The organism is Sphingomonas sp. 28-62-20 (genome assembly GCF_002281505.1).
Map to the genome: position 1 here is coordinate 91,136 of NZ_NCGH01000007.1, position 16,387 is coordinate 107,522.

A 16,387-nucleotide genomic window follows, 5' to 3' on the forward strand; every position below is an offset into this window, starting at 1 on the left:
CGGCTATTCCAGAATGAACCCCAACGCTGCCAGGCGCGCCTCGATCACCGCGCGCATCGCCGGATCGGCGACTTCGACCTCTAGCTCGACCCGCGCCGATTTGGCGTCGTTGACCAGGAAGGTGCGATCATGGACCACGGTGTTGATGTTGCCGCCCGCAAGGCCAATCTCGGTACAAAGAACGCCCAATTGCCCCTGCTGATCGGCGAGCTGGATACACAGTTTGAACAGCCTTTCGTCGCGGACCATCTGGCGCTGCAGGATCGCGCCGAGCAGCCGGTTGTCTATGTTGCCGCCGCACAGGATGAGGCCCACGCGCTTGCCCCGGAACCGCTCCGGATCGGCGAGCACCGCCGCCAGCCCCGCTGCACCCGCGCCTTCGCACAGCGTCTTTTCGATCTGCAGCAGCAGCGCAATCGCGGTCTCTATCCGGTGTTCGGGCACGACAATAATGTCGTCGATCAGCGCCGCGACATGCCGCCGCGTCCGCTCGCCCGGCACTGCCACCGCGATGCCCTCGGCGATCGAGGCACCGCCAGGCACCTCCTTGTCCCATTTGCCGATATGCTTGGCCATTGATGGGAAGCGGTCACTCTGCACGCCGATCACCTCGAGCCCGGGATGCAGCGCCCGCGCGACGGTCGCCACGCCAGCGATCAGGCCACCCCCGCCGACCGCCACCACCAACGTATCGAGATCGGACCGAGCGCCGAGCATTTCCAGCGCGACGGTGCCCTGCCCCGCCATGACCAGATCGTCATCGAACGGATGGACCAAAGTCAGCCCACGCGCTGCGATCAATCGAGGGATTTCTGCCGAGGCTTCCGCGAAACTCGCCCCGATCAGCAACACTTCAGCGCCCAGCTTGGCCGTGCGCTGCGCCTTCACCGACGGCGTCGAGACCGGCATTACGATCGTGGCCGGAATGCCGAGCTGGCCAGCATGATAGGCAACGCCTTGAGCGTGGTTGCCGGCGGAAACCGTAATGACACCCTTTGCGCGCTGTTCGGGCAATAGCGACAACAGCTTGTTGAGCGCGCCGCGCTGCTTGAAGCTGCCGGTGAATTGCAAGTTTTCAAACTTCAGCCAGATATCGGCGCCGGTAAGCTCAGACAGTGTCTGCGAGTGGAGGAAGGGTGTGTTTTCAATCTTACCATGGATCGCCCGAGCCGCCGCGCGGACATCATCGATCGTGATCAGCCGGTCGCTCACAGGAACAGCTCCGCCGCCGCATCGAGAATAGCCTCAGCATCGAGCCGGTATTCGCGGTATAGATCGGGCAAGTCGCCCGTTTGCCCAAACCGGTCGAGTCCGAGCGGCGACACCCGGTTGCCGCGCACCCCGCCAATCCAGCTGAGCGTGCCGGGGCTGCCGTCGATCACCGTGATGAGGCCTGCGGTCGGCGACAGCGCCGCAAGCAAGGTTGCGATGTGCGCGGCCTCGCCGCCCCCCTTGCCCCATCGTGCCGCGCGTGCCGCCGACCAGCCGCGATGCAGCAGATCGGGCGAGGTGACCGCGAGCAAACCGATGCCGGGCACGTCGTCCTGCAACTGTTCCCAGGCTTCCAGCGCTTCGGGCAGGATCGCACCGGTGGCGATGATCGCGGCTTCCGCGCCCGGCGCGGGGCGCTTCAGCCAGTAACCGCCCTTGATCGCCCCCTGCTCCCAACGGTCATCTTCGCGCTTCACCTGCGTAATGCTGCGGGTGGACAAGCGCAGATAGACGGCGCCCCCATCAGGCTCCTGCATGTGGCGGAAGGCATGGCCCATCAGCAGCGCGACCTCATCGGCAAAAGCGGGTTCATAATAGGTCAGTCCCGGCTGCCCCATCCCGATCAGCGGCGAGTTGATCGACTGGTGCGCGCCGCCCTCTGGCCCCAGCGTCAACCCGGCGGGCGTCGCCACGAGCAGGAAGCGCGCGTTCATATAGCATCCGTAATTCATCGCATCGAGCCCGCGCGCGATGAACGGATCATAGACGGTGCCCACCGGCATCAGCCGGGTGCCGAACAGCGGCGCAGATATGCCCGCCGCCGCGAGCATCAGGAACAAATTGCTCTCGGCAATGCCCAGCTCGACATGCTGCCCGGCGGGGCGCCCCGCCCATTTCTGCGCCGAGGGGATGCGCGCGGCGGCAAACACATCCGCCATGTCCTTGCGGCGGAACAGACCGCGCTGATTCACCCAGGCGCCAAGATTGGTCGACACCGTCACATCGGGCGACGTGGTGACGATATGGTCGGCCAACGGGTGGCCCGACTTGGCAAGATCAAGGAGGATTTTACCGAATGCGGTTTGCGTCGCCTGCTCCTCGCCCTCGGGCACAGGCAGCCGATCCGGCACGGGAACATCGACGAAGACGCGATCGGCAACCTTGGTGTTGAGCGGTGATGCATCCACGAATGCGCTGACGCTTGCCCGCGCATTATCGCCCAGTCCTGCCCAAGGCTGCCATTCGTCGCCCGCAGCGATCCCCATCTGGTCGCGCAGGCCTTCGATCTGGCCGGGGTTCATCAGGCCGGCATGATTGTCCTTATGGCCCGCGAACGGCAGCCCATACCCCTTCACCGTATAGGCGATGAAGCAGGTCGGGATGTCATCGGCGGCCTTCGCAAAGGCATCCAGAATCGTCTCGATGCAATGCCCGCCAAGATTGGTCATCAGCCGCGCGAGCGACGCATCGTCGTGGCTTTCCAGCAATTTCTCGACGCCCTTTTCTCCGCCAATATCGGCCAGCAGCCGCTCGCGCCACGCGGCCCCGCCCTGATAGGTGAGCGCCGCGAAATCGGCATTGGGGCAGTTGTCGATCCATTGTTCGAGATGCTGGCCACCCGGCTGCTTGAAAGCCGCACGCTGCAGCTTGCCGTGTTTGAGCGTGAGCACGCGCCAGCCGCAGGTTTCGAAGATATCGTCGAACCGGTCGAACATCCGGTCCGCCGTCGTCGCATCGAGCGATTGCCGGTTATAATCGACGATCCACCAGCAATTGCGCACATCATGCTTGTACGCCTCGATCAGGCATTCATAGATATTGCCCTCATCAAGCTCGGCATCGCCCATGAGCGCGATCATCCTGCCCGTATCCTCAGACGCGAGCTTGCCATGCGCCACGAGATAATCCTGCACCAGCGACGCGAACGCGGTGATCGCAACGCCGAGGCCGACCGAGCCAGTCGAAAAATCGACGGGGATCTGGTCCTTGGTGCGGCTTGGATAGCTCTGCATGCCGCTGAAACCGCGAAACGCCTCCAACTGCTTCAGACTTTGCTGTCCGAGCAGATAATGGATCGCGTGCAGGATCGGCCCGGCATGCGGCTTCACCGCCACCCGGTCATTGGGGCCAAGCGCGGCGAAGTACAGCGCGGTCATGATCGTGGAGATGGAGGCGCAGCTCGCCTGGTGCCCGCCGACCTTCAGCCCGTCGCGGCTATCGCGGAGGTGATTGGCATTGTGGATCGTCCATGACGCGAGCCACCGCAGCCGCGCATCGATCGTCTCGAGCGTTTCGACCAATTCGGGCGAGGTGGTTGCGGGCAACAGGGTGGTACTGGCCATGACGTCATTTCCACTGGCGGAAGGAAGTGCGCTGGTAACGCATAGTTTCACCTGCTACCACTTCTCCGAACGGAAACAAGATATCGGATCGGAAACATGGCACAACGGGTCGTTCCAAAGGCAGTGCTGCCCTGGCGGCAGGTGCATCTCGATTTCCACACCTCCGAGCATATCCCCGATGTCGGCGCGCGCTTCGATGCCACCGCCTTTGCGAAGCGGCTGAAGGATGGCAATGTCGACTCGGTCGTGCTGTTCGCCAAATGCCATCATGGCTGGTCCTATTACGACACGCAGATAGGCGCGCGCCATCCGACGCTCGGTTTCGATATGCTGCGCGCGCAGGTCGATGCGTGCCAGGCCGCGGGGATCAAGACCGTCATCTATGTTTCGGTCGGCTGGGACGAGCGATCGGCGCGCGACCATGTCGATTGGCGGCAGGTGGCGCCCGATGGATCGTTCCGCTGTTTGCTCGGCGGACATCTGGATGCGGCGTGGAAATATATCTGCCTCGGCACCCCTTATCTCGATTACCTGACCGCACAGATTGACGAGGTGGTGCGCGCCTTTCCGGAGGCTGACGGACTCTGGCTCGATATCATCAAGCAGGAACCTTGCTGCTGCGTGCATTGCCAGGCGGGCGCGACGGCGGCGGGGCTCGACTGGCTGAACGAGGGCGATCGCGACGTCTATCGCAAAACCGTGCTGCAGACCTATCTCGACCGATCGGTGCAGGCCGCGCTGGCGGTGCGACCCGACCTGCCGGTGTTCCACAACACCAGCATGGTCCCGCGCGGTGACCGGCATTTCTTCGAAAGCTTCAGCCATATCGAAATCGAATCGCTGCCCACCGGCGGCTGGGGATATGATCATCTCCCGATGGCGGCGAAGTATGCGGGCACTTTGCCCTATGATCGGCTTGGGGTGACGGCGCGCTTCCATATCGTTTGGGGAGAGCTTGGCGCATGGAAGCATCCCAATGCGCTGCGCTACGAGGTCTGTGCGATGCTGACCCATGGCACCAAGATATGTATCGGTGATCATCTCGATCCGACCGGCGTGCTTGATACGACCAGCTACCAGATGATCGGCGATGTCTTTGCCGAGGTGGAGGCGAAGCGACCCTGGTGCGAGGGCAGCGTCAACATCGCCGATGTCGCGCTGTTGTCGGCAGTGTCGGTCCGCTCGCCCGGATCGATCAACCGCGCCGACCGCCATGCGCCCGAGGACGAGGGTGCGTTGCGGATGCTGAACGAAGGGCATGTCCTGTTCGACGTCATCGACGCGGATGCGGATTTCGGCGCATACCGCGTGCTGATACTGCCCGACCGGGTGCGGATCGCGCCTGCGCTGAAGACAAAGCTCGACGCCTATCTTGCGGGCGGCGGCAAGGTGCTGCTGAGCGCTGAAAGCGGGCTGGCGGCGGACGGCAGCGGCTTTGCGCTGCCGGTGGGTGCTGCGTTGCTCGGCCCGTCGCCGTTCAATCCGACCTTCATCGCGCCGCGCGACGATCTTCGGCCCGACTGGATTACCGATCCGTTCATGATCTTTGCGCCGAGCCTTAGAATTCGCGCGACCGACGGGCTCAGTCTCGGCGCGGTGCACGAGCCCTGGTTCAACCGGACCCCACACCATTTTAACGGCCATATCAACGCAGCGGTCAAGCCCGAGCCATCGGGCTATGACTGCGGCGTCCGCCACGGACAGGTCACCTATCTCGCCCAGCCGGTATTCAGCCTGTACCGCGAACTCGGCAGTGTCGCTGTCAAGCGCTATACGCTGGCAGCACTCGCCGATCTGCTCGGCGCGCCGACAATGGCGGTGGAAGGACTGCCTGCGGCAGGGACCTTAACATTGCGCCGGTTGCCCAATGGCCATCATGTCGCGCATCTGCTCTATGCCACACCGATGCTGAAAGGTCAGACGGTGCTCGGGCCGCTGGAGGTGATCGAGGACCTGCCGGCGATTGGCCCCATCGACATCAGGCTGCCCGGCGGCACCACGGCGGCCCGGCTGGAGCCACAGGGCATCAATCTGCCCGTCGTTGACGGCAAGGCGACCGTCGACCGCTTCGCCTGCCACCAAATGGTGGTGTTCAGCTAGAACACACGCATCCTCAATCCGTCATTGCCAGCTTGGCGGAGCAATCCAGCCTCCCCGCGTGCGGAAAATGGGGTTGCCCACGCTCGCATAACGGTTGGTCGGATCACCGGCGCGGCGTTGGTTGGCCTTGCGCGCCCTCGTCCAGCGACTTCAGGAAGCCACGGACCTGCGCCATTGTCCATTCAGGCTGCGTATCGAGGAACAGGTGACCCGCATCCTTGGGCGCGAACACCACATGGGAGCGTGACGACATCGCGGCCATCTCGGTTGAGACGGTGCGCATAAACTGGAAGTAATTCTTGCGCTCGGCAGGGCTGAGGCCGGGGGGCGCGTATTTGGTCTGCTGCGCAATATCGGGCGTCTGCGGGATCAGCAGCATCGGCACATCGCCGAGCGCGCCGGGGGTGCGCACGATCGAGTAGAAGTTGCGGCACACTTCGTCCATCGCCGAGCGCGCTGACCAGCGCGCCTCGGGCCGCAATTCCCAGGCGACCAGCGGCTCCCACAACTTGCCCAACCGGTCGCGCGACGGGTTGGGCCCGCTCCCCCGCAGCGGATTGAGCGCGTCGATATAGGCCAGGCCGAACATCGTGCCGACCATTGTCAGCGGCGATCCGTCGCCGGGCGCGCACCCGAATGAACCCGACAGCCCTATCCAGCCAGGCGCGGTCGGATCGAGCAGAACCAGCCCCGCCACATCGCGCGGGAACCGGTTAGTATAATTAGCGGCGTATAAGCCCCCGAAGGAATGGCCGACCAGCACGAATGGCGGTCTTTCGCCCGCGCCGATCAGCGCCTTTCGGGTTTCCGACACGATCTGGTCAACGCTGCGCGGGAATGGCCCGGTATCGCTCCAGCCGAGCCCACCACGGTCGATGATGCACGATCGGTCAGTCCTTGCCATCTGCTTGTGGCTTGGCTGCACCCAAAGCGCCTGCCCATAGCTGCCACCCAGCCACATCACGGTCCGCGCGGTGCGGGGCCCCTCGCAGAGCACGTGCAGCCGGTAGCCGCCGACGTCGACTAGCTTGCCCGGAGCCGGATAGGCCGACCGTGCCGATGCAAGCTTCGTCGCTGACACGCCTGCACCAATTAGCAGCAGCACACCGACGACCAGCCCGATCATCCCGGGAATCGCCAGCAGCCACCGCCCAGCGCGTTTGTGTTCGCGCGACGAACGCCAGAAGATCAACCCGACGACGAGGAAGCCCAGCGCAACGACCCACGGCGTCGCTGGATGGAGGATGATCGGCAACGGCTTTCCCCTTTTCATGTCGGCGGTAAGGCGACTTTGTACGCCGACGATATCGCAGACAATTCGATATGGAAACAATGTTTCCGATTCGATACAGATGGCCGATGGAGAGCCAATGACCGCAGTTGCACCCGCTGGCGCGCGCCGCCCCGAACTTGTCTTCCGCAACGCATCGGTGGTCGACGGCACGGGCGCACCACGCTTCGAGGCCGACGTGGGCGTGGCGGGCGATCGCATCGTCGCCATCGGCAGAATTGATAGGCAAGCGCCGCGCGAGATCGACGCGACCGGGCTGTGCATCGCCCCGGGGTTCATCGATGCGCACACGCATGATGACGCCGCGCTGTTGCTGACCCCTTCGCTCGATTGCAAGATCAGCCAGGGCGTGACGAGCGTGGTGACCGGCAATTGCGGGGTTAGCCTCGCGCCGCTGGTACTGACTGACGGCCAGGCGCCGCCGCCGCCGCTCGACGCGGTCGGGCCGCAGGGGCTGTTTACCTTCAAGAGTTTTGCTGCCTATCTGGAGGCGCTGACGAGCAGCCCGCCATCGGTGAACGTCGCGCCGCTCGTCGGGCATTCCACCTTGCGGGTATCGGTGATGGACAGCGTCAATCGTCCGGCGACCGCCGAGGAGCGCGCGGCGATGGCAGTGATGGCGGAGGAAGCCTTTGCCGCGGGCGCAATCGGCATTTCGAGCGGACTCTTCTATCCGCTTGCCTTTGCCGCGCCGGCCGAAGAGTTGCACGCGCTGGTCGCGATCGCAGGACGCGCTGGCGGAGTCTATTGCGCACATATCCGCGATGAGGCCGATCTGGTGATCGCGGCTCTCGACGAAGCGTTCGCCATCGCTCGCGCCGGTAATGCGCCGCTGGTGCTGTCGCACCACAAGGTTTCCGGCAAGGCCAATTTCGGTCGCTCGCGCGAGACTTTGGCGCATGTCGCGCGCGCCGCCACCGCGCAGCCGATCGCGTTCGACATGTATCCCTATGCCGCCTCGTCAACGATGCTCAACAAGAAGAGCTGGGCCGCCGCCGAGCGCACGCTGATTACCTGGTGCGACAGCCACCCCGAACATGCCGGGCGCGATCTGAGCGACGTCGCCGCCGAAATGGGGCTGAGCGAGGAAGCGGCGATCGATGCGCTGGTGCCAGCCGGCGGCATTTATTTCATGATGGACGAGAGCGATGTCGAGCGCATCCTGAGCGCATCCGACGGGATGATCGGCTCCGACGGCGTGCCCATGGATGCCCACCCGCACCCACGCTTATGGGGTAGCTTCACCCGCGTGATCGGTCATTATGCGCGGGACCGGGCGCTGTTCTCCATAGAGGAAGCGATACGCCGGATGACCAGCCTGCCCGCGCGCCAGTTCCGCCTCGCTGATCGCGGCGTGATCGCGCCGGGTGCCTTTGCCGATCTTGTGCTGTTCGATCCCGCGACAATCGCCGATGCCGCGACCTTTGCCAATCCCAAGCGGCCAAGCCTTGGTATCGCCTCGGTTTGGGTTAACGGAGCCGAGGTGTGGGACGGTGCCGCCGCGACCGCCGCCCGTCCTGGCCGCGTGTTGGCGCGCGCATGACGCCGCCCGAGATCATGCTCGACTGGCGGCACAAGGGCCTGCCTGCCCGGGCCGAGGGGTGCTCGCCCGCCGAGCTTCCAGCGCTCGGCATCGATATCCTGCGCGGCGATTGCCTCTATCCGGTCGCGGTCCTTAAGGAATCGGCAATCGCGCATAACAGCGCCTGGATGCAGCGCTTCGTGGCGCTGACCGGCGCGCTGCTCTGCCCGCATGGCAAGACGACGATGAGCCCGGAGCTGTTCGCCCGCCAGATTGCCGACGGCGCCTGGGGCATCACGGCGGCCACCGCGAGCCATGTGCGGACCTATCGCCGGTTCGGGATCGATCGCATCTTCCTGGCCAATCAGCTGGTCGGGCGCGGCAATATCGACTGGGTGCTCGATGAGCTGGCCCGCGATCCAGCTTTCGATTTCTATGCGCTGGTCGACTCGGTCGAAGGCGTTGCGCTAATCGCCGATGCGGCGCGGGCTCGGGGTATTGGGCGGCCGGTCAATCTCCTTGTCGAAATCGGCGCTCCGAGCGGCCGGACCGGCGTGCGCAGCCATGCGACCGGGCTGGCGGTCGCCCGCGCCGTCGTTGCCGCCGCGCCCTATCTGGCGCTGCGCGGCGTGGAGGCGTTCGAGGGGATTTTCCAATCGGGCGATGCCAATCCTGCCCCGGTCGGTGCGATGCTGGAGCGGCTGGTCACGCTGGCAAGCGCCTGTGCCGGTGAGGGCCTGTTCGCGCCGGGCGATGTCATTCTAAGCGCCGGCGGATCGGGCTTTTTCGATCTGTGCGCGGAGCGGCTGGCGGCCACGGACTTGGCAGACGCGAAGGTGATTCTACGATCAGGCTGCTACATCGCGCATGACAACGGCCTGTACGACCGGCTTTATGGGGAGATCGCCGCGCGGCAATCTGATCTGCCGCCAGGCGGCCTGCGTCCGGCGCTCGAAATTTGGGCCGTTGTCCAGTCGACGCCCGAGCCGGGTCGCGCTATCGCCGCGCTCGGCAAGCGCGATATCGGTAATGATGTCGAGATGCCGCGCTCGCTCTGGTGGTTCCGCGAAGGGCTGCACGATGCGCCGCAACCAATGCCGCCGGGATTCACGGTGCCGGTGCTGTATGATCAGCACGCCTTTGTTGACGGACCAGAGCTGCTGCGCGTGGGCGACCTGATCGGCTTTGGCGTGTCGCACCCCTGCACCACCTTCGACAAATGGCGGATGCTCTATACCGTCGATGATGGCTACCGGGTGACCGGCGCCGTCACGACCTGGTTCTGATGCGGATGGCCGCGCTCGTCCTGCGGCGGCTGGCCGGAATGATCGGCGTGCTGCTCGGCGTCTCGGTCATCACCTTCGTCATCGCGCAGCTGGTGCCGACCGATGTCGCGCGGCTGGTGGCGGGCGACCATGCCAGCCCGGCGATCATCGCCCGCGTCCGCGCCGAGCTGGGGCTCGATCGGCCGATCTGGGTACAATATGGGCTGTATCTTGACCGGCTGGTGCACGGTGATCTCGGCACCTCGATCCGCAGCGGGCGGGCCATATCGGATGAACTGATGGAGCGGCTGCCCGCGACGATCGAGCTGGCCTTTGCGTCGTTTGCGCTGATTGTGGCTGCGGGGCTGTCGCTGGGGGTGGCGGCGGCACTGGGCGCGCGGCGCTGGCCCGATCACCTGATCCGCACGATCAGCACGATCGCAATTTCGGCCCCCACCTTCTGGACCGGCGTGCTGCTGCTGGCGATTTTCTTCGGCTGGCTCGGCTGGCTGCCGCCGGGCGGGCGGATCGACCCCGATCTGCTCGGGGAACCGGGGCTGACGGGGCTGTATATCATCGACGGATTGATCGCCGGGCGGCTCGATATCGTCGGCAGCGCGCTGCTGCACCTTGCGCTGCCCGCGATCACGCTGGCGCTGGCTTCGTCAGGATCGGCGATCCGGCTGGTGCGCGCGTCGATGCTCGATGTGCTGCAGGAGGATTATGTCCGCCGCGCGCGCGCTGCAGGCCTCAGCGAGGCGACCGTGGTGCTGCGCTATGCGCTGCCGAGCGCGCTGGTGCCGTTCGTAACCGCGATGGCGCTGTATCTGGCCGATCTGCTGGCGGGCGCGGTGGTGACCGAGATCATCTTCGGCTGGCCGGGGCTGGGGAGCTATACGCTTGAGGCGATTGCCGGGCTCGATTTTCCGGCGATCATGGGGTTCACGCTGCTTGCCGCCGTTTTCTACACGATCGCCAATCAGCTCGTCGATCTGATCTATGGCCTGCTCGATCCTCGGCTTCGGCCCGGAGCACGAACATGAGCGCGCGCACATGAGCCGCATCCTGGCTGCCTTGCGCGCTGACCGGGCGGGCGCAACGGGGTTTGCGATCGTCGCGTTCCTGCTGATGTTTGCGCTGATCGGCCCGCTCATGACGCGCCATGCCCCTGATGCGATTGCACTGGCCGATCGACTGCAGGCACCGGGGTGGCAGCACTGGATGGGCACTGACGAGCTTGGCCGCGACCTTTTCTCCCGCATCGCGCACGGCGCCCGGCCCTCGCTGCTCGCTGCCATTGTGATTGTGGCCGCGACGATCTTCATCGGCACACTGATCGGCGGGCTCGCCGGGATCATCGGCGGCTGGGCCGAGACGATCGTGATGCGGATCGTCGATGTGATGCTGGCGGTGCCGCCGCTGGTGCTGACGATGGCGCTGGCGGCGGCGCTCGGACCGAGCCTGATCAACGCGCTGATTGCTTTGCTGGTGGTGCGGCTGCCGTTTTTCGTGCGGCTCGCGCGCGGGCAGACGATCGGCCTGATGACGCGGGGTTATGTGGAGGCGGCGATGCTGGCGGGCGCGGGGCGGCTCTATCTGCTGCGCCATCATGTCGCGCCCAATCTGGCGGGGATCATGCTGATCCAGGGGCTGAGCGACATTGCCGGGGTGATCCTGGCCGCGGCGGCCTTGGGGTTCATTGGCCTCGGCGCGCAGCCGCCATCGCCCGAATGGGGCGCGCTGGTCGCGACCGGGCGGAGCTTTGCGCTCGATGCCTGGTGGTACGGCGTGTTTCCGGGCGCGGCGCTGCTGCTGTCGGCGATCGGCTTCAACCTGCTGGGCGATTGGGCACGCGACCTGCTCGATCCGCGCACGGGTGATGCGGCATGAGCCTGCTTGAGATCAACGCGCTGAACGCGACGATCGGTGAGCGGGCTGTGCTGGACGACGTATCGATCACCGTCGCGGCGGGCGAGACGGTGGGGCTGGTGGGCGAATCGGGCAGCGGCAAATCGCTGACGAGCCTTGCCGCGATTGGCATGCTGCCGGGCGCGGTGCGCGTGACGGGGGGCACGATTCATTGCTGCGGCACCGATGTGCGCGCGGCCGACCGAGCGACACTGCGGGCGTTGCGCGGGGCGAAGGCGGCGCTGATCTTTCAAGACCCGATGCAGGCGCTGATGCCGACGCGCCGGGTGGGGCAGCAACTCGCCGATGTCCTCACCGCGCACCGCGCGATCAGGGGCGATGCCGCCCGGCGGATTGGGGTTGATCTGTTCGCGGCGATGGGGCTCGCTGATCCCGATCGCATCTGGCAGGCGCGCCCCTTTGAGCTATCGGGCGGGCAGCGGCAGCGCGCGCTGATCGCGATTGCGCTATGCGCCGATCCACAGCTGGTGATCGCCGATGAAGTGACGACCGCGCTCGACCCCGAAGCGCGCGCCGATGTGCTGGCACTGATCGCCGGTCATGTCCGCAAGGCGGGCGCCGGCGCGCTGATCGTCAGCCATGATCTGGGGCTGATCCGGGGGGCATGCGACCGCGTTTACGTGATGCATCGTGGCCGCGTGGTCGAGCGGGGCAGCGCGGCGCAGGTGATCGACCATCCCGCTGAGAGCTACACCAAGCTGCTGCTCGCCGCCCTGCCTGATCGCAGCCTGCCTAAGACGATGCTGCCGGTGGCGGACGCATGACCGCGCTGATCGACCTCGACGATATCGGCGTGACGATCGGCAGTGCGACGATCCTGTCGGACGTGAGCCTGAGCGTCGCGGCAGGGCGGATCATGGGACTGGTCGGCGGATCGGGCAGCGGCAAGACGACGCTGGCGCGCGTCGCCGGTGGCCTGCGCCGGGCCAATCGCGGGACGGTCAGCTGGGAAGGCAAGCCCGGCGGCGTGCCGCTCGGCGGGGCGGGGTTCGTGTTTCAGGATCCGCACGCGACGCTCAACCCGCGCAAGCCCGTGTGGTGGATGATCACCGAGCCCGCCGCGCTGATCGGCCAGGCCAATGATCGCCGCGCGCTCGCTCACCGCCTGCTCGAAAAGGTGGGGCTGGGCAGCGATTTCGCGGATCGATTTGCGCACCAGCTCTCGGGCGGGCAGCGCCAGCGGGTCGCCATTGGCCGGGCACTCTCCACCAACCCGCGCCTGCTGATCCTCGACGAGCCGACCTCCGCGCTCGACGTGAGCGTGCAGGCGCGGATCCTCAACTTGTTGCTTGCGCTGCAGCAGCAAGAAGGTGTGGCGATGCTGCTCGTCAGCCATGATCTTGCGGTCGTCCGCCATCTTGCCGACGATGTGGCGGTAATGGCGAATGGTCGGATTACCCAATGCGGCGCTACTGCCGACATCCTCCCCGTGAAAGAACCCGCCTGATGCGCATCTTCACCGCCGCTGCGGCGACCGAGACCAACACCTTTTCCCCGATCCGCACCGGCGACGCGAATTTTACCGACTGGTTTCCCGCCGGCCAGCACCCCGACCGGCGCGAGATGTTTACAGCCCCCCTCGCCATTGCGCGTGAGGAGGTGGCGAGGCGCGAGGGCTGGACGCTGATCGAGGGGCTGTGCGCGGGTGCGCAACCCGCCGGCATCATCCGGCGCGACACCTGGGAACGCATCCGCGACGAAATCCTGCGTGACTTGCAGGCCGCCATGCCGGCGGACATGGTATTGCTGGGCCTGCACGGCGCGATGGTCGCCGATGGCTATCCCGATTGCGAAGGCGATTTGCTCGCGCGCATCCGCGCCATTGTCGGGCCGGGCGTCGCGATTGGCGGGCTGCTTGATCCGCATTGCCACCTGACGCCCGAGATGGTCGCGCATGCCGACATGCTGATCGCGTACAAGGAATATCCGCATTTCGACGTGTTCGATCGGGCACAGGAATTGTGGGACCGCACGCTCGCGGTGGCACAAGGGCAGTCGCGCCCGGTGGCATCGGTGACCGACTGCCGGATGATCGCTTTCTACTATACGCCGGTCGAGCCGACCAAGAGTTTCGTTGCTGATCTGCGCGCGGCCGAAGGCCGGCCGGGGGTGCTCTCTGCCTCGCTGATCCACGGTTTTCCCTGGGGCGATGTGCCGCATTATGGCACGAAACTGCTCGTCTATAGCGAGGATGATGCCGCGCTGGGTGGGGCCATCGCCGAAGAATTGAGCGCGAAGTTGCAGGCGTTGCGCGGGCAGACGATGACGGCGTTGGTGTCCGTCGCCGATGCGGTGGCGGAGGCGCTGGGGCCGGTCGATGCGTCTGCACCGCTCGTGCTTGCCGATTTTTCTGACAATGTCGGCGCGGGCTGCCCCGGCGATACGACGCACCTGATTGGCGCGTTGATCGACGCGGGCGTGACCGATATCGCCGCTGCCTTCCTCTTCGATCCGGTCGCAGTGCAGCTGGCGACGGCGGCAGGGGTCGGCGGGCGGCTGCCGCTGCGGGTGGGGGGCAAGGCCTGCTCCTTTTCGGGCAAGCCGATGGACCTTGAAGTCGAGGTCACGCATCTGGCCAGTGGGGCGATCCACGACGTGATCGTCGCGCAGTTCGATCTGGGCGACGTCGCGGTGGTGAAGACCGCAGGCAACAACCATCTGGTGCTGACGACGAAGCGTGCACAGTGCATCACGCCCGCCGCCTTCACCGATTTCGGCATCGATCTGGCGAGCAAGCGCGTGCTGGTGCCCAAATCGATGCAGCATTTCTACATCATGTTTTCTCAGGCGAGCGACCGTATCCGCTATGTCGATTCGCCCGGCGTGGCGACGATGTCGCTCCATACCCTGCCGTTCCGCCATATCGACAAGACCATCTGGCCCTTTGTGGAGACCAACTGATGCGCATGTTCTTCGCCGCCCTATTGCTGCTTGTTGGCCTTTCCTCGCCCGCATTGGCGCAGCTCGATCCGGCATCAGCGGGGGCGTGGGCCGATGCGCAGTTTGGTGCGCCCGTTGCCGAGGGCCGCGCCAGCGCCGCAACGGTGGCGATCGTGCAGGGCGGCAAGGTGCTGCTAGTCCGTAATTATGGTGATGGCGATCGGGCAAATAAATCCCCGATCGCACCGCCGCGCGACCGCTTCATCATCGCATCCACCACCAAGACCTTTACCGCGACGGCCATCGCGCTGCTGGTGCAGGACGGGCGAATCGCCTCGCTCGATGACCCTGCCAACACCTATCTCAAGCGACTGAAGCTACCCGACGGCTTTGGCCGCGCAGTGACGATCCGCCAGTTGCTGACGCACAGCGCGGGCTATGAGGAGCGCGGCTTTGGCGTGGGCGCGGCGGGGGAGCGCACCGCACCCGCGACTGCCGATTATGTCCGCGCGCACCTGCCCGCGATCGTGCGCCAACCCGGCAGCCGCATCGTCTATGCCAATATCGATCCGGCGATCCTGGGCATGGTGGTGGAGGACATCACCGGCATGACGATGCGCGATTTCCTTGCAAAGCGGCTGCTCGCGCCGCTGGGGATGAAGGACACCGAGCTGGCCTATTCGACCGCGACGACCGCGCGGCTGGTGCGGCCGTACACGGGCAATCGCGCAGCGCCTTGGGACATCAACGCGCCGTTCTTCGCGCCGACCGGATCGATCCACACCACGGCTGCCGACATGGCGACGTACATAAACGCGCAGCTGGGGCACGCGCCGGGCGTGCTGCCGCCGGGGACGGTGGCGCGCCTGCACGGGCCGCTCGCGCGCAACGGGGCGGCGCTCGATTCGCTGGCGATGGCGTTTTTCGTGTCGCAGTGGAACGGCGCGAAGATCGTCGGCCATGCCGGTGCCTTTTCGGGCTTTTCAACCGATATGTACCTGATCCCCGGCAGCGATATCGGCGTGTTTTACACCTGGGCGGGGTCGCCCGAGCCGGGCAAGGGCGAGCCGCTCGATTATGGCAAGCTGCAGGCGTCGTTCCTGACGCTGGCGCTGGGTAAATTCTTGGCCCCCGCGCCGCTTGCAGTCCAGCCCGATCCATCGGCCTTTTACGGCCGATATTGGGACGAGCGCCGCCCGCAAACGACCTTCGAATCGATCGTGGGGGCGAGCGCGGTGCAGACCGTGGCACCCGCGCCGGGCAACCGGCTGACGATCAACGGCAAGGGGCCATATTATGCCTTTGCGCCGAACAGCTACACGATGGTCAACGACGATGGCCGCCCCGGTGGAGTAATCGCGTTCGATGGCGAGCGGCTGCTGCAGCGCGTGGGCTATGCGACGCGGGTGAGCGGGTTGGGTGATCCGGGGACGCAGACGACGCTGACGCTGGGCGCGCTGGTGGTGCTGCTGACGGGGGTGCTGGGCGCGATCTGGATGCGCGGGCGGGCGCGGTTGATCGCGCCGCTGATCGCGCTGGTGGCCCTGGTGGTGCCGCTGGTGCTGTTCGTGCTGCCGCCGGGGCTCGAGCCAAGCATCATCGGCGGTGATGCGACGCCTTTCATCGTGCTGAAGATCGCGCTGGTGGCGATCGTCGCGCTAGCCGCGTGGCTTGGATGGACGCTGGCGACAGCGAAGCCGGGGCTGCTCGCGCGGATTCATGGCGGGCTGATCGGCATCGCTGCGGTGGTGCTGATCGTGCCGTTTGCGTTTTTTCACTTGGTTTGATGAGGGGTTGGGAACGCTCCCCAAGCGCTGACTCGGTGAGACGGACAGCCCCCACCCCC

12 protein-coding genes are annotated in these 16,387 nt (G+C 65.7%); 9 read left to right on the forward strand and 3 right to left on the reverse strand.

Going from position 1 to position 16,387, the window contains the following annotated elements; translation table 11 throughout:
* Nucleotides 1-3: 3 nt before the first annotated feature.
* Together B7Y43_RS07035 and B7Y43_RS07040 are read right to left on the reverse strand one after the other, a co-directional pair.
* Nucleotides 4-1,212: a threonine ammonia-lyase gene (locus B7Y43_RS07035; RefSeq protein ID WP_374130921.1), complete on the reverse strand. Its 1,209-nt coding sequence runs from the start codon at nt 1,210-1,212 to the stop codon at nt 4-6.
* Nucleotides 1,209-3,554 (reverse strand): transketolase, encoded by a 2,346-nt coding sequence (locus B7Y43_RS07040; protein ID WP_374130922.1) that lies wholly within the window; start codon nt 3,552-3,554, stop codon nt 1,209-1,211. The genes B7Y43_RS07035 and B7Y43_RS07040 overlap by 4 nt, the downstream gene beginning before the upstream one ends.
* Nucleotides 3,555-3,650: 96 nt before the next feature.
* Between B7Y43_RS07040 and B7Y43_RS07045 the strand changes: the two genes are divergently transcribed.
* Nucleotides 3,651-5,654 (forward strand): beta-galactosidase trimerization domain-containing protein, encoded by a 2,004-nt coding sequence (locus tag B7Y43_RS07045; protein ID WP_374130923.1) that lies wholly within the window; start codon nt 3,651-3,653, stop codon nt 5,652-5,654.
* A 103-nt stretch (nt 5,655-5,757) separates the two neighbouring features.
* On the opposite strand, the gene B7Y43_RS07050 is transcribed toward B7Y43_RS07045, so the two are convergent.
* A complete protein-coding gene (locus B7Y43_RS07050; protein WP_374130924.1) occupies nt 5,758-6,909 on the reverse strand; it encodes an alpha/beta fold hydrolase in 1,152 nt (383 codons plus the stop codon).
* Nucleotides 6,910-7,024: 115 nt separating this feature from the next.
* Between B7Y43_RS07050 and B7Y43_RS07055 the strand changes: the two genes are divergently transcribed.
* From B7Y43_RS07055 to B7Y43_RS07090, 8 genes are read left to right on the forward strand one after another with little or no spacing between them, the layout of a single operon-like run.
* Nucleotides 7,025-8,488, forward strand: a complete 1,464-nt coding sequence (locus B7Y43_RS07055; protein WP_374130925.1) for an amidohydrolase family protein — start codon at nt 7,025-7,027, stop codon at nt 8,486-8,488.
* Nucleotides 8,485-9,753 carry an alanine racemase gene (locus tag B7Y43_RS07060; protein WP_374130926.1) on the forward strand — a complete coding sequence of 423 codons (1,269 nt, stop codon included), beginning with the start codon at nt 8,485-8,487 and terminating at the stop codon, nt 9,751-9,753. The genes B7Y43_RS07055 and B7Y43_RS07060 overlap by 4 nt, the downstream gene beginning before the upstream one ends.
* Before the next feature lie 5 nt (nt 9,754-9,758).
* The gene (locus B7Y43_RS07065; RefSeq protein WP_374130927.1) at nt 9,759-10,775 is read left to right on the forward strand and encodes an ABC transporter permease; all 1,017 of its coding nucleotides are present in this window, start codon (nt 9,759-9,761) and stop codon (nt 10,773-10,775) included.
* 10 nt (nt 10,776-10,785) lie between these two features.
* Nucleotides 10,786-11,622, forward strand: a complete 837-nt coding sequence (locus B7Y43_RS07070) for an ABC transporter permease subunit (RefSeq protein WP_374130928.1) — start codon at nt 10,786-10,788, stop codon at nt 11,620-11,622.
* Entirely contained in the window at nt 11,619-12,425 is an 807-nt protein-coding gene (locus B7Y43_RS07075; RefSeq protein ID WP_374130929.1) for an ABC transporter ATP-binding protein, read from the forward strand. Before B7Y43_RS07070 ends, B7Y43_RS07075 begins: the two co-directional genes overlap by 4 nt.
* Nucleotides 12,422-13,108, forward strand: a complete 687-nt coding sequence (locus tag B7Y43_RS07080) for an ABC transporter ATP-binding protein (RefSeq protein ID WP_374130930.1) — start codon at nt 12,422-12,424, stop codon at nt 13,106-13,108. The genes B7Y43_RS07075 and B7Y43_RS07080 overlap by 4 nt, the downstream gene beginning before the upstream one ends.
* Entirely contained in the window at nt 13,108-14,562 is a 1,455-nt protein-coding gene (locus tag B7Y43_RS07085) for a M81 family metallopeptidase (RefSeq protein WP_374130931.1), read from the forward strand. The genes B7Y43_RS07080 and B7Y43_RS07085 overlap by 1 nt, the downstream gene beginning before the upstream one ends.
* Nucleotides 14,562-16,328, forward strand: a complete 1,767-nt coding sequence (locus tag B7Y43_RS07090) for a serine hydrolase (protein ID WP_374130932.1) — start codon at nt 14,562-14,564, stop codon at nt 16,326-16,328. Before B7Y43_RS07085 ends, B7Y43_RS07090 begins: the two co-directional genes overlap by 1 nt.
* Nucleotides 16,329-16,387 lie beyond the last annotated feature (59 nt).

What these genes read in the sequence shown, in the direction of transcription:
- B7Y43_RS07060 (WP_374130926.1), top strand. Translation starts at nt 8,485, where the DNA reads ATGACGCCGCCCGAGATCATGCTCGACTGGCGGCACAAGGGCCTGCCT.
- B7Y43_RS07065 (WP_374130927.1), top strand. Translation starts at nt 9,759, where the DNA reads ATGGCCGCGCTCGTCCTGCGGCGGCTGGCCGGAATGATCGGCGTGCTG.
- B7Y43_RS07055 (WP_374130925.1), top strand. Translation starts at nt 7,025, where the DNA reads ATGACCGCAGTTGCACCCGCTGGCGCGCGCCGCCCCGAACTTGTCTTC.
- B7Y43_RS07045 (WP_374130923.1), top strand. Translation starts at nt 3,651, where the DNA reads ATGGCACAACGGGTCGTTCCAAAGGCAGTGCTGCCCTGGCGGCAGGTG.
- B7Y43_RS07075 (WP_374130929.1), top strand. Translation starts at nt 11,619, where the DNA reads ATGAGCCTGCTTGAGATCAACGCGCTGAACGCGACGATCGGTGAGCGG.
- B7Y43_RS07040 (WP_374130922.1), bottom strand. Translation starts at nt 3,554, where the DNA reads ATGGCCAGTACCACCCTGTTGCCCGCAACCACCTCGCCCGAATTGGTC.
- B7Y43_RS07080 (WP_374130930.1), top strand. Translation starts at nt 12,422, where the DNA reads ATGACCGCGCTGATCGACCTCGACGATATCGGCGTGACGATCGGCAGT.
- B7Y43_RS07085 (WP_374130931.1), top strand. Translation starts at nt 13,108, where the DNA reads ATGCGCATCTTCACCGCCGCTGCGGCGACCGAGACCAACACCTTTTCC.
- B7Y43_RS07090 (WP_374130932.1), top strand. Translation starts at nt 14,562, where the DNA reads ATGCGCATGTTCTTCGCCGCCCTATTGCTGCTTGTTGGCCTTTCCTCG.
- B7Y43_RS07070 (WP_374130928.1), top strand. Translation starts at nt 10,786, where the DNA reads ATGAGCCGCATCCTGGCTGCCTTGCGCGCTGACCGGGCGGGCGCAACG.